This window comes from Tritonibacter mobilis F1926 (assembly GCF_000376545.2).
Lineage (GTDB): Bacteria > Pseudomonadota > Alphaproteobacteria > Rhodobacterales > Rhodobacteraceae > Epibacterium > Epibacterium mobile.
The window spans coordinates 309106-321999 of the sequence record NZ_CP015230.1 but is presented as its reverse complement, the minus strand read 5'-3'; the positions used below and the strand labels follow the sequence as shown (position 1 = coordinate 321999).

10 protein-coding genes are annotated in these 12894 nt (G+C 58.5%); 2 read left to right on the top strand and 8 right to left on the bottom strand.

The window, feature by feature from the left end; genetic code table 11:
* Positions 1-7: 7 nt before the first annotated feature.
* The 6 genes from K529_RS01565 to K529_RS01540 all read right to left on the bottom strand — a co-directional run bounded on the left by K529_RS01565 (position 8) and on the right by K529_RS01540 (position 9855).
* Entirely contained in the window at positions 8-2098 is a 2091-nt protein-coding gene (locus tag K529_RS01565) for a 3-hydroxyacyl-CoA dehydrogenase NAD-binding domain-containing protein (RefSeq protein WP_040642947.1), read from the bottom strand.
* Between the two features lie 181 nt (positions 2099-2279).
* On the bottom strand, positions 2280-5012 hold the full coding sequence (locus tag K529_RS01560; protein ID WP_081287993.1) for a methyl-accepting chemotaxis protein: 2733 nt from the start codon (positions 5010-5012) through the stop codon (positions 2280-2282).
* 455 nt (positions 5013-5467) lie between these two features.
* Positions 5468-6772 carry a TRAP transporter large permease gene (locus K529_RS01555; protein WP_005614769.1) on the bottom strand — a complete coding sequence of 435 codons (1305 nt, stop codon included), beginning with the start codon at positions 6770-6772 and terminating at the stop codon, positions 5468-5470.
* Positions 6769-7482 (bottom strand): TRAP transporter small permease, encoded by a 714-nt coding sequence (locus tag K529_RS01550; RefSeq protein ID WP_005614767.1) that lies wholly within the window; start codon positions 7480-7482, stop codon positions 6769-6771. The genes K529_RS01555 and K529_RS01550 overlap by 4 nt, the downstream gene beginning before the upstream one ends.
* A gap of 111 nt (positions 7483-7593) precedes the next feature.
* Positions 7594-8571, bottom strand: a complete 978-nt coding sequence (gene dctP, locus K529_RS01545; protein WP_005614765.1) for a TRAP transporter substrate-binding protein DctP — start codon at positions 8569-8571, stop codon at positions 7594-7596.
* A 36-nt stretch (positions 8572-8607) separates the two neighbouring features.
* A complete protein-coding gene (locus tag K529_RS01540; protein WP_005614763.1) occupies positions 8608-9855 on the bottom strand; it encodes an NAD(P)/FAD-dependent oxidoreductase in 1248 nt (415 codons plus the stop codon).
* A 102-nt stretch (positions 9856-9957) separates the two neighbouring features.
* On the opposite strand from K529_RS01540, the gene K529_RS01535 reads away from it, so the two are divergent.
* Together K529_RS01535 and K529_RS01530 are read left to right on the top strand one after the other, a co-directional pair.
* Entirely contained in the window at positions 9958-10890 is a 933-nt protein-coding gene (locus K529_RS01535) for a LysR family transcriptional regulator (protein ID WP_005614761.1), read from the top strand.
* 2 nt (positions 10891-10892) lie between these two features.
* Positions 10893-11630: an aspartate/glutamate racemase family protein gene (locus tag K529_RS01530; protein WP_005614757.1), complete on the top strand. Its 738-nt coding sequence runs from the start codon at positions 10893-10895 to the stop codon at positions 11628-11630.
* Here K529_RS01530 and K529_RS01525 read toward each other — a convergent pair.
* Both K529_RS01525 and K529_RS01520 read right to left on the bottom strand, forming a co-directional pair.
* Positions 11627-12502, bottom strand: a complete 876-nt coding sequence (locus K529_RS01525; protein ID WP_046002833.1) for an energy transducer TonB — start codon at positions 12500-12502, stop codon at positions 11627-11629. The two genes, K529_RS01530 and K529_RS01525, sit on opposite strands and share 4 nt — an antisense overlap.
* Entirely contained in the window at positions 12499-12894 is a 396-nt protein-coding gene (locus tag K529_RS01520; RefSeq protein ID WP_005612162.1) for an ExbD/TolR family protein, read from the bottom strand. Before K529_RS01520 ends, K529_RS01525 begins: the two co-directional genes overlap by 4 nt.

Here is a 12894-nt window from a genome sequence, read left to right as displayed (position 1 = left end):
GAGGCAATCAGGCGTTGTTGAGGTCGGCAAAGGTCTTACCCTCAGCCACCAGACGTTTCAGAAGCGATGCAGGCTGCCACAGGAAGTCATCCTCCTGCGCGAACCGTTCGATATCGGCGAGGATTTTATTAAGGCCCACGGTATCGGCGTATTGCATCGGGCCACCACGCCAGCGCGGGAAACCATAGCCATTCAGCAGGGTCACATCGACGTCGAGTGGACGTAGTGCGATGCCTTCCTCCACCACACGGGCGGCCTCATTGACCATCGCAGCCATGTAGCGATCGACAATTTCCTGTTCAGAAATTTCACGCGCGGCAATGCCTTTGGCGGCGCGCTCCATGGCGATATGCTCCAGCACCTCGTCATTCGGAACCTGCCCCTCCTCGCCATAAACATAGAATCCTTTGCCGGTCTTGCGCCCGAAATGGCCCGCCTCGCACAGACGATCCGCAAACTCTGCATAGACCTCAAGCGGATCGCGGGTCGGGGCGAGACGCTTGCGCGTGGCCCATCCGATGTCCAGGCCGGCCAGATCGCTCACCGCATAGGGCCCCATCGCAAGGCCGAAATTCACCAAGGCGCGATCCACCTCAAAGGGGCTTGCGCCTGCAAGGACCGCACCATCGCCAGCTTTCCGGTAATGGCTCAGGATACGATTGCCGATAAAGCCATCACAAACACCTGCGCGCACCGCGACTTTTTTCAACCGTTTCGCAAGCGCAAAGCCGGTGGCTGTGACCTCTGGTGCCGTTTTGTCCGCAACCACGATTTCCAACAGACGCATCACATGCGCGGGCGAAAAGAAATGCAGCCCGATCACATCCTCAGGCCGGGACGTCATCGCTGCGATCTCATTCACATCAAGATAAGAGGTGTTAGACGCCAAAACCGCACCGGGTTTGCAGATGGCATCAAGCTTGGTGAAAACGTCCTTTTTCACCTCCATGCTCTCAAAGACAGCCTCAATCACCACATCTGCCTCGGCGAGCGCCGCGTAGTCGTCGCTGGCACGGAAGGTTCCGCCCATAATGGCGTCGTATTTCTCTTGTGAAAGCTTGCCGCGTTTGACCGACCCTTGCAGGGTCTTTGACACATTGGCCTCAGCGCGTGCGACAGCATCTGCGTCGCGCTCAATCAGTGTCACCTGAAGCCCCGCCAGCAGCACCGAAACCGCAATACCTGCGCCCATGGTGCCGCCGCCGATCACACCGATCTGGTCAATCGCACGAGGCGCAACATCCTTGATCTCAGGCACTTTGGCCACCTGCCGCTCGGCAAAGAACGCATGTATCAGGGCTGCGCGCTGGTCGCTTTCCATCAATTCCTGAAACAAGGCGCGCTCATTGGCGAGCCCCTCTGCAAACGAAAGGCGCGTTGCACCCTCCACCGCTTTGATGCAGTTTTGGGGCGCCAGTTGCCCGCGCGCTTTTTTTGCTAGTCGTGTGCGGGCGGCGTCAAACACCTCAGCCGCTACCGGGGCTGGAGAAAGTTCACTGGTCCGGCGCGGCGTGGCACCGGAGGCGACCAATTCTCGTGCGTAAGTTAGGCCCATTTCACGAACGTCGGAGGTGTCGCTGATGCGATCAATCACTCCGGTTTTCAGCGCCTCATCTGCGCTGATCTGACGGCCGGACGTTATGGCTTCCAGCGCGAATTCTACTCCTGCCAGACGCGGCAGGCGCTGGGTTCCCCCCGCCCCCGGTAGAATACCAAGCGTGACCTCCGGCAGACCAAAACGCGCGTTTGGTACTGCCACGCGATAATGCGCCCCAAGAGCGACCTCAAGACCGCCGCCAAGAGCTGTGCCATGCAGGGCCGCGACGACCGGAACGGTGCATGCTTCAATGCGGTTGATCAAATCCGGCAGGAACGGCTCTTGCGGCGGTTTGCCAAATTCACGAATGTCTGCCCCCGCAATAAAGGTGCGGTCCGTGCCATAAATCACCACCGCCTTCACATCATCACGGCGCGCGATCTCGGCAAAGGCTGCATCCAGACCGCTGCGCACAGCGTGGCTGAGTGCGTTTACGGGCGGATTGGCAATCGCGATGACTGCAATATCATCAACAACTTCCATAAGCACGGGGTTCGACACGGGCGGCTCCTCCTTGCGCGGCAGCATTCGATTCCGCCTAAGTCCTATCCTCCTCGCCGCTTAGTTTCAATATGCGGAATTATGTGCTTCAATGCGGAATACCTCTGCTGCGCATGAAAAAACCCGGCAGGAGCAATTCCCACCGGGGGTTGTTCATCACATTGCAGTTTGTCTTATGCGATCAGGAGCCGGTTTCCTTGACGTCATCGAAGTCGGACCAGTCTGTCACTCTTGGCGCTTCAGCTTCGACCACATCTGTGGTGTCCCACTCCACATCCGCCTTCTCTCCCCAGCTGCTCGGCGCGGGGCTGTCCTTGGGACTGGCGGGGTCTGCCGCCGCCGGGTCGATCTGGGCCGTCTGGAACCGTGCCACCAATTCTGCAAGCGTCTGTGCATCGGTGTTGAGCAACTGCCCTGCCGCCGTGGCTTGTTCTACCATGGCCGCGTTCTGCTGGGTGACCTGATCCAATTGGTTCATGCCCGTGTTGATTTCACCAAGCCCCGTAGATTGCTCCTGCGCGCCCGTGGCAATCCCGGAAATCAACTCCGATATATGGCTCACCCGCTGCAAGATATTCTCAAGCGCGCTGCCCGCTTTGCCAACAAGATCCACACCGCGCTCCACCTGCACGGAGCTGTCACCGATCAGGTTCTTGATCTCCAGTGCCGCATCGGACGACCGCTGCGCCAGCCCGCGGACCTCGGAGGCAACCACCGCAAAACCCCGCCCCGCTTCGCCTGCGCGCGCCGCCTCGACCCCGGCATTCAGCGCCAGCAAATTGGTCTGAAAGGCGATGTCATCGATTACGGAAATGATCTGCGCGATTTTGCCGGAGCTTTGTTCAATTTCCGTCATCGCCGAGACCGCATTGCGCACGATTTCCCCGCTGGCTTCGGCTTCGGCGCGCGCTTCATTTGTGGTGCGTTCCACATCCCTGGCCCCCGTCGCCGCCGAGGTCACGCTGGCGGTCATCTCATCCAACGCTGCTGCCGTCTCCTCCAGCGTTGCCGCCTGGCTCTCGGTGCGATGCGACAGATCCTGCGAGGCCTGACTGATCTCAGAGGCTCCATTGCGGATCGAAGACGAGGTGTTGATCACCTGTCCAACGGTATCATTGAGCGTATCCAGCGTGCGGTTGAAATCAATACGCAGCCGGTCATATCCCTCGCCCAGTTCATCGGAAATATGGGCCGTGAGATCGCCCTCTGACAGGCGGGCCAGACCCGTTCCAAGCGCATCTACCGCCTTGTCCTGCACCGCGCGCCGCTGCGCACGTTCTTCGGCCGCCGCCTCTTCCATCTTCTCTTTTTCCACGATCCCGTCCCGGAACACTGATAGCGAACGCGCTATGCGATAAATCTCCGTGCTGGTGCGCTCAAAACCCGTGATCGGGCTGCGATCCCCCTCTGCCAACGCCTCGGTGCTGGCGCTAATACGGTTCAGAGGGCGAAGGATAAGCAACTGAATCAGCAGCAAAGCGGCAAGGAAAACGCCGCCAGCCACCGCCAGCAACACCATCATATTACGGTTGGCGAGATCGACCTCTGCCGAGATTTCATTCGCCATCCCTCTGATCGATCCAAGGGTCTGCGTTGCAAACGCCGACGCACGATCGGCAATCCCCAACACCATGGTTTCGGTGGTGTGGGTGGCCTCATCCGCTGCAGCCCTTGCATTGAGTGCGTTCAGACGCAACGCCGCCAATCCGGTATCTTCCGCAGCAAAGGCAGAGATTCGCTCCAGAAGATCCACCACCCGCGCATCCTGAAATTCCTCGTAAAAGGACAGGTTCAGAGTGGCGCTGGACATATCAAACGCCGCATCTTTCACATGCTGGGCATCCGGCGCGGTCAGCGCATCAAGGGCGGCGACCTGAAAACTGTTCACATTCTGGCTGATCTCCATCAGCGTGTTGAGGAAGCCAACTTCATTTTTCATCAATTCGCGCAGCGCCTGACCATTTTCCTTGCTCGCTCTTGCAGCCGAGACGGAGAGCTTGTGAAGCTGCGCATCTATTGCCATCACGATAAATCGATCTGTATCTGCGCGGGCTTTCATAGCGGCGCGACGGAGCGATTCTGAGGGAAACAAGCTCTGGGCGATCACGGATTGCAACGTGAAAATCGCACCATGAATGAGGGTCACGTCCATCATTTCCGGGGCGTTCAACTCAATTTCATCGGCGATCTCCAGCAACCGGGCGTCCGAGCTGTCGGCGAGCTCCTGAAGGCTCGCGAGGGTTTCCGGATCCTTGGTCCCGCCAAACGCAACTGCAGTCCCCGCCAACAAATTCAACTCCGCACGCGCTTCTAGCAGCAGTTCGAGGTTGTGGAAATCTCGCTCAACAAGAACCTTCAGGGAATTGTCGATGGCGTTGTAGGTATTGACCGCCCCTTTGTTGAGCTCGACCGATGCAGCCTGCGCCAATTCTGTCATCACATCGCGCAATTCGTTATTGATGCTGTGGAAATTCGCAACTTCTGTTTCGATCTGAGCATCGCTTTTCAAGGTCACGCGACGGGCTGCGGCCAGATCCGTCAGTGCATTTGCCACCTCGGCGGCCTGCGTTTCAAAGGCTGGCTGCATATCCGGGTCGAGATTATCAATCAGCCGCGCCAATTGCTGCGAGACCGCATCGGCGCTGGACACCGCTGCATCAACCGCGCCCATGTCCTCTGCCGACATCAGGGCCAGCATGCTGTCTTTGGCCTGCGCCGCCGCCAGTGAAATCTCTGACGCCAGTTCCAGATCAGGCAGGTTGTCCACGTTCAACTCGCTCATATCCCGATCGATCTCGGACAGAACGGAGTGGATCATATAAGCAAAGACGCCAAATGAAGCCCCTATAACGAATAGGATCATACCCATCTTGGCGCGGATGCTGCGCAACAGGCCGAAACCTTTACGCGTCATGGATGGGAGGGCTTTGGGCTGGGGCATAACGTCACTCTGCGTGATAGTGGGTTGGGATCTGCGTGGATTTGCGCAGTGAGGCTCAGGTCGGTGAAGATCGCAGAGGGCCAAGCGGCCTCACAAAACAGCGATAGAGAGGCGCGGTTCGCGACACGCCCTCGCCTGCCTGCTTGTTCAGGTCGCAAAGTCGCTTTCGGCGGGGCAGTTTCAGCACGCAAACCACTCGACTTCTCCGGCTTCATTCCAGTCGAAGTTTGCGAACAGAGCCTTTAATTTTCGGTGAAATCACCGTGCTGTCACGCGGCCTTTGCTACGGTTTCACGGACAAAATGCGTCTTCAAAGCCAATATATACGGCGGATTTGGTTAAATTTCGTCAGAACCAACGCCCTGCGTAAAAACGCGCACCCCAAGAAGAAGGGCCGCCCTGCAAGGCGGCCCTTTGGATCTGCGTCCCTATTGCTGCCGAATATTCTCCGGCAGCCACGTGGCCAATTCCGGCCAAACCACCAATATACCCACCATCAACAGCATTAACGCCACCATCGGCACGGCCGTCTTGGCGATGTAGGAAATTTCGTGCCGGGTCATCCCCTGCAGCACAAAGAGGTTGAACCCGATAGGAGGCGTCACCTGCGCGGTTTCGATCACCACAACGAGGAAGATGCCAAACCAGATCACATCGATCCCGGCTTGACGGATCATGGGTTCCACAATGGCCATGGTCAGTACGACCGAGGACAGGCCATCCATGAACATACCAAGGATCAGGTAGAACACTGTCAGCACCGCAATCAGCGCAATGGGCGACAGGTTGTAACTCTCGATTAGTCCCGCAAGGGCACGCGGCAGCCCCGTAAATCCCATGGAGAGCGACAAAAACGCAGCTCCCATCAGGATAAAAGCAATCATCGCAGAGGTGCGCGTCGCCCCCATCAGGCTCTCGACAAAGGTTGCCCAATTGAGACTGCCCTGCATCAAGGACAGGCCCAATGCCCCCAAAACACCGACGGCTGCCGCCTCGGTCGCGGTGGCAAACCCCATATACATCGACCCGATGACCACAATGACCAGACCAAAGAGCGGCAGCAGAAAGCGGCTCTCGGCGATCATTTCGCCCAGCGACAGGCGCGGCTCTTCTTTTGGGCGCTGACCGGAGCCAAAGAAATGCCAGCCCACAATATAGAGCATGAACAGCCCGGCCAAAACGAGGCCAGGAAAGACCCCGGCCATGAACAGCTTAGTGATGCTCTCATTGATGGTGACGCCGTAGACGATCAACGTCAGCGATGGCGGGATCATCAGGCCCAGTGTGGCCGCACCGGCCAGTGTGCCGATAATCATATACTCCGGATAGCCGCGCGCACGCAGTTCCGGGATCGACATTTTGCCCACCATATTGAGCGTCGCAGCAGAGGAACCTGACACAGCCGCAAAGATCGTGCAGCCCGCGATGTTGGTGTGCAAAAGCCCGCCCGGCAGAAACCGCATCCACGGCGCGAGACCACGAAACATGTCCTCCGATAATCGGGTGCGATAGAGGATCTCGCCCATCCAGATAAAGAGCGGCAGGGCGGTGAGCGTCCAACTGGACGAGCCGCTCCAGATCGTGGTGATCATCGCATCCCCTGCGGGGCGCGAGGTGAACAGCTCCATCCCCACCCAAGCAACGCCCATCAGCGCAAGACCAATCCAAACGGAACCGCCCAAGAGCCCAAACAGGACAAAGAGGAAAATAATAGTGGTATAGACCTCACTCATTCCAAAGCCTCCCCTTTGATTTGGGGCGCGCCCGTCACCAGCATCCGCGAAAGGTAATCCCAAAGCGCGATGGCCAAAAGCACAGTGCCAATCGACATCGGCAGTTGCGGCAACCAGACGGGGGTATAGACCCAACCAGACCCGCTCTCAGCCCAGAGGCTGCCCCAGTTCCAAGGCCATGTGCCAAACATCGCGACAAGTGTCAGCAGCCACTCTGGCGCAAAATCCTGACCTTGGGTGCGGTCATTCAGCATATGCGACAGAAGGTTTGTCTTGATCGCGTAGCGGGCAAAATAGGTCGCCGTCAGCGCTGAAATCAGCATCGCGCCTGCATCAAGCCAATAGTGATGCCGCCCGCCGAGGTTCAGAAAGATTGATACCCGGATATGGCCACCATGCGTGAGCGTATAGGCCAGCGCAAAGAAAGACGTCGCCGCCATCGCGTAGCCTGCATATTCGGTAGAGCCGGGAAATGTGACCGACGCCCAGCGCGCAATCATCTGTCCCACGATCAGCAACAAAATAGTCACCATGAACACAGCCGCCACGACGCCCGCGCCATTATAAAAGCGGTCCAGCACCCCCCAAAGCGGCTGCAGGAGCCGCCGCATCCGGTCCGGCTTCAGAATACACAGAAGCATCAAGCCGCTTGGCACAACAAAGAGCCACACCCACAGGGGCAGGCCCAGAACAGGTTGCCAGTCACGCATATCATGTCCTTTGAATTATGGGTCGGGCGCGAGGTGCCAAGCCCTCGCGCCCGTGATACGGATCTGAAACGATGCAGCCTTTATTCAAAGCGGCAAAGACTGCGATGCAGATCAATTCGCCTTGAACGCGTCGACGATTTCCTGACCGTCCTCACCCACGGTTGCCAGCCACTCATCCGTCATCTTGGCACCGATGGCTTCCAGTTCCGCGCGGAACTCAGGCCCCGCTTCCACCACTTTCATGCCATTGGCTTCGAGTTGTTCGAAATACCAGTTGGCAAGCTCTTCGGATTTGGCGGTACAGGCGGCACCGGTTTCATCCGCAGCCTTCTGGATCGCGTCCTGCGTGTCGGCGCTCAGACCATCCCAAACCTGCTTGTTGACCATCACATAGTTGCGCGGCAGCCAGGCATTGACCTTGTAATAATAACCCAGCTGTTCCCACACCTTGCGGTCATAACCAGTCGACCCCGAGGAGATAAACGCATCGACAACGCCAGTTGCCAGCGCCTGACTTAGCTCGGCCGCTTCGACCTGAACCGGGATCATGCCCAGCTCCTCGGCAAAGGTGGCGGTCGCGGTATTATACGAGCGGAATTTCACGCCCTGTGTGTCTTCGGACGAATTGACTTCCTTTTTGAAATAGAAGCCCTGCCCCGGCCACGGGCAGGAATAGAGCGTCACGAGGTTTTGCTCGGCAAGCTTGGCGTTCACCTTATCCTTGGCAACCGCCCATAGTTTATCGTTGTCGGCATAGGACGTTGCGAGGAAGGGAAGGTTATCCCAGCCAAGCAGAGGCTCTTCATTGGTATGCGCGGACATCAGCCGCTCCCCAATCGGGGCCTGCCCGGTTTGCACCGCGCGTTTGATTTCGCCGCCCTTAAAAAGCGACCCACCGGCATGCACGGTGATGTCGACATCGCCGCCTGTGTAATCGCGCACCTTATCGGCAAAAACCACGCCCATCTCGGAATGATAGTTGGACGCCGCATAGGCCATCGGCATGTCCCATTTTTCAGCTTGCGCACCAGCCGCAACGACAGCGAGCGCGGCGCTGGCGACGGTGGTCTTCAGGGTCATTTTGTTCATTTGTTCAGTCTCCCGTGTTGGTCAGTTTTTTTCTATTTAATGTGTCGCAAAGCGCATCGGATCAAAGGCGCTTGTATCCGCGTTGGGCCAGTTTCCCGTAATCATGTCAGCAACCAGTCGGCCCGTCTTTGGCCCACCTGTCAACCCGATGTGGTGATGACCAAAGGCCGTGAAGACACCGCTGCCACGGACTTCACCAATCAGTGGCAGGCTGTCTGTGGGCGCGGGCCGAAAGCCCAGCCACTCCTCTTCTGATGAATAGCTCAGTTCAGGGAAGGTCCGCGCGACGGTGCGGCGCAGCATATCCAGCGGTTTTTTGGATTTCTCTTCCGTCAGGCCACCAAATTCCACGATCCCAGCACAGCGCAGTCCTTGATCCATCGGGGTTGCGACAAATTTCCCATCCGTCAGCATCATTGGAGCGTTGGGCAATTGGCTCGGATCTTTGAAGATGATGTGATAGCCGCGTTCGGCCTCAAGTGGCACCTCAAGCCCCAGACGCTTCATCAGGGCCGCAGACCAGACGCCAGCAGACAGCACCGCCCGGTCACAGGCAATCCGCCCCTGATCGGTATCAACCGCTGTGATCTGACCACCCGTCAGGTCAAAATCGCGCACCTCCGCTTGCACAAAGCGGCCTCCCATCGCTTCCAGTTGCTTGACCAAATCCTGCACATAACTGCCCGGGTTGAGGATAAACCCATGATCCTTGTTGATCGCCAAAAGGCCCATGTCGGGCGACAGGATCGGCTCGCGTTCACGGACCGCTGCGCCCTCGACGATCTCAGGTTCAAACCCGGCCTCACGTCTGAGGTTCCACGTATAGGCATCCGCCTCAAAACCCGCGCGATCGCGGTAGACAAAGTTATATTCGCTGTCCTTGATCCATTTTGCAGCGGGCATCCCATCGGTGAGTGCCTTGTGCTGTTCGACGCTATCGCCAACAATGGTCAAGAGCCCCTTGGAAATCCGCCGGGTATCTGCGTCATTGGTGTGCTTCAAATAACGCGCGAGCCATGGCAAAAGCCGCGGCAGATAAGACCAACGCATATAGAGCGGAAAATTCGGGTCGAGCAGATATTTCGGCCCCTTTGCAATCAGCCCCGGCGAGGTGACCGGCACAATCGCGCTTCGGGCCAGAATGCAGGCGTTGCCATAAGAGGTCCCCATGCCCGGCCTGCCCTTGTCGACAAGTGTCACCTCCAGCCCTGCCCGACGCAGCCAGATGGCACTGGCCGCGCCGACGATACCTGCTCCGACGACCACAATATGCTGCGTTGCCATGTCACTTCCCTGTCTCTTGTTAAAAGCGAGACTGTCGACAAGATGGCATCATTTCAAATACTAATTGATCATGCATACATCAGTTTAAGTGATACGTTACTCGTGAAAATTCGCTTTCGTCAGCTTCAGGCCTTTCACGCCATTGTGGAAACCGGCACCGTAACCGGTGCGGCGGGGCTGTTGGGGATCTCTCAGCCCGGTGTCTCTAACCTTTTGTCCCAGCTTGAAGATCAGGCAGGGCTGCCCCTGTTTGAACGGCTCCATGGTCGCCTGCTGCCCACCCCGGAGGCGGAGCTGCTATTTGCTGAGGTGGACACGGTGATGCGCGGAATGAGCAAAGTCACCCAGACCATGGTTGACCTAAAAACCCGCAAGCTTGGCCAGCTGCAGATCGCATCACAGCACGCCATGTCCTTTGGGTTCATGCCCCGGCTGATCGCGCGGTTTGCGGCCGACCGACCGGAGCTCAACATTTCTTTTCAGTCGCAATATTCCAGCAAAGTGCAGGAATGGGTTTGGAACGGGTTGTTTGAAATCGGCGTCTGCGAGATGCCGCTGCTTTACGACACGCTCACGGTCTACCCGCTTTATGTGGAAACGATGCTGGCCCTTCATAAGGACAACCCGCTGGCCCGCCACGAGGTGCTGACGCCGGAATTGCTGGCAGGCGAGCCGTTTATCGTGATGGGACAAGACCACATGACCCACCGCCGCCTGCGTGAGGCGTTTCAAAATGCGGGCGTGCCCCTGCGCGCAAGGGTGCATTCACATCTGTTCAAGAACCTCCTGAGCTTTGTCCAAGAAGGCATGGGCGTCGCGCTATTGGACCGGTTCATGCTGGATTACGACATGCAGGGCGACGTGATCACCCGCCCGTTTCGTCCCACGATCATGATGGATATGTGCGTGATCACCTCAAAATCGCGACCCATGTCGCAGCTTGGCAAGGAGTTCCTTGACCTGCTGTTGCACGAGTTGCAGCACTACACATTAGATGGGCGTCCCTTGCGACAAGCGGACCGAACACGGAGATAGCCATGCAAAGAGGCGGTAAAACGGTTTATGGCGCAGGCATCGGTGTCTTGATGCTGGAGACACGCTTTCCCCGCATTCCGGGCGATATCGGGCATGCCGAGAGCTTTCCCTTTCCGCTGCAGTATCGCGTGGTGCGCGGGGCCACGCCAGACCGTGCCGTCCGGCAAGATCCGCGCGCCTTGGTGGATGATTTCATCAAAGCGGGCCGCGATCTGGTCGATATGGGCTGTGACGGGATCACCACCACCTGCGGGTATCTGTCGCTCATTCAGGATCAAATCAAGGATGCGCTTGGTGTGCCGGTGGCGGCCTCATCACTGATGCAGGTGCCGATGGTTCAGACATTGCTGCCTATGGGCCAGAAGGTCGGCATCCTGACCGTCTCTCAGGTTGCGCTGACGGATGCGCATCTGGCAGCCGCAGGCGTGCCGCTTGACACACCCGTTGTGGGCACCGAAGGCGGACGCGCCTTTTATGATGGGTTCCTCAACAACCGGGTTGAGATCGACATTACGGCCTGCCGCGCTGATCTTTTGGATGCGGCCAACACGTTGTGCCGTGACCACCCGGAGGTCGGGGCGATTGTGTTGGAATGCACCAACATGGTGCCATTCGCGCATGACATCCGGCGTGATACAGGCCTGCCCGTCTACTCGATCGAGAGTTTTCTGACGTGGTTTCAGGCTGGCCTCATGCCGCGTCGTTTCTCAATGGATCTTTCTGATCCGCGCTGGCGCTAGCGCCCCTTGATGGCAATGGAGAACTGCGTCCGCGCCCCTGTCGGGGGCGGCGGGAACGGGGCCGCTTTGCGAATTTGCTGCAACGCCAGTTGGTCCAGCTCTGAGGAGCCGGAGCTTTTGCGGATACGCACCGACGCCAGCTGTCCGCCGCCGCCAATGACAAACGACACATGCGCCACCCCCTTGACGGAGGTTCGCGGTTTTCGGACCCGGGAGATCTTGCGCATCACCAGCCCCTGATAATTGGAGGCCGCCGCATTCCCCGCACCGCTGCCCTGCGCCGGGCGGGTGCTGGCGGCTTGCGCTGCGCGCTGGTTTTCTGCGCCACTTTCGGTCCCAGCCCGCGCATTCACGGTGCTGTTGCCGCGCGGGGCAGCTTGGCGTGGCTTTGCCTTGTCAGGTTGGTCAGGTTTGGGATCTGGCCGCGTTTCAGGACGCGGGCTTTGCACGGGGGCGAGGTCCGATGGCTCTTCCACCGGCTCCATCTGATCGGGCTGCACCTCAGTCACTTGCTGATCGACCGGAACGGCAGCTGCCGCATGTGTCACCGGCACTATGGCGGATGCGCTTTGTGCGGTTTTGGGGGCTGTCACCTCTGGTGTGACCGGTTGCACCTGAGGGGATGCCGCCCGGTCTGGCTCTGTCGGCACCATAGGCTCGACTGGCGCGGTTTCACTGACAGTTTCAGCCTCCACAGAGGTAGCCGTTCCTTGCGCCAAATCGGCAAAACTATTGCCCAGCGCCGCCGGGGCCACATTGCCGCCGCCCTCGAGTTCAACGGTGTTGTCCTCAACATCCACCAGAAACGCCGCATGCGCCGCAAGCGCAAAGCACAGCGACAGGCCAGCAATAAAAGGCGAGCGCGCGATCATGACAGGTTTCGCTCTGACAGAAGTGTAATTCTCACCGCCCCAAGGCGCCGCAATTCCTTTGCCACCGCCAACAGAGAGGCCGCTGGAAGCGCGCGGTCAGGCACCAGCCGCGCGGTGAACTCTTCCTCTTCCTCCCAGATGATGCGCACATAGGCCTCGGGCGAGGTCAGCTCCGCCCCGCGAAAACTGAGGCTGCCGTCGGCGCGGATCACCAGAGCATCAGGCGGCGGGCTGGCTTCAAGGTCGGACGCCTCCACCAGCCGCACGGATGGGTCCATTGAGGGGGCCAATGATCCTGCAACCATAAAGAACACCAACATCAAAAAGACCACGTTGATCAGCGCAATCGTGGGCTCCCGGTGGCTCTTGGTTTTGCGACGTCGCATCAGCAT

Bases quoted from the DNA above. Each gene is read 5' to 3' on its own strand.
- K529_RS01525 (WP_046002833.1), bottom strand. From the start codon at position 12,502: ATGATCGCGCGCTCGCCTTTTATTGCTGGCCTGTCGCTGTGCTTTGCG.
- K529_RS01550 (WP_005614767.1), bottom strand. From the start codon at position 7,482: ATGCGTGACTGGCAACCTGTTCTGGGCCTGCCCCTGTGGGTGTGGCTC.
- dctP (WP_005614765.1), bottom strand. From the start codon at position 8,571: ATGAACAAAATGACCCTGAAGACCACCGTCGCCAGCGCCGCGCTCGCT.
- K529_RS01520 (WP_005612162.1), bottom strand. From the start codon at position 12,894: ATGCTGATGCGACGTCGCAAAACCAAGAGCCACCGGGAGCCCACGATT.
- K529_RS01560 (WP_081287993.1), bottom strand. From the start codon at position 5,012: ATGACGCGTAAAGGTTTCGGCCTGTTGCGCAGCATCCGCGCCAAGATG.
- K529_RS01530 (WP_005614757.1), top strand. From the start codon at position 10,893: ATGCAAAGAGGCGGTAAAACGGTTTATGGCGCAGGCATCGGTGTCTTG.
- K529_RS01555 (WP_005614769.1), bottom strand. From the start codon at position 6,772: ATGAGTGAGGTCTATACCACTATTATTTTCCTCTTTGTCCTGTTTGGG.
- K529_RS01540 (WP_005614763.1), bottom strand. From the start codon at position 9,855: ATGGCAACGCAGCATATTGTGGTCGTCGGAGCAGGTATCGTCGGCGCG.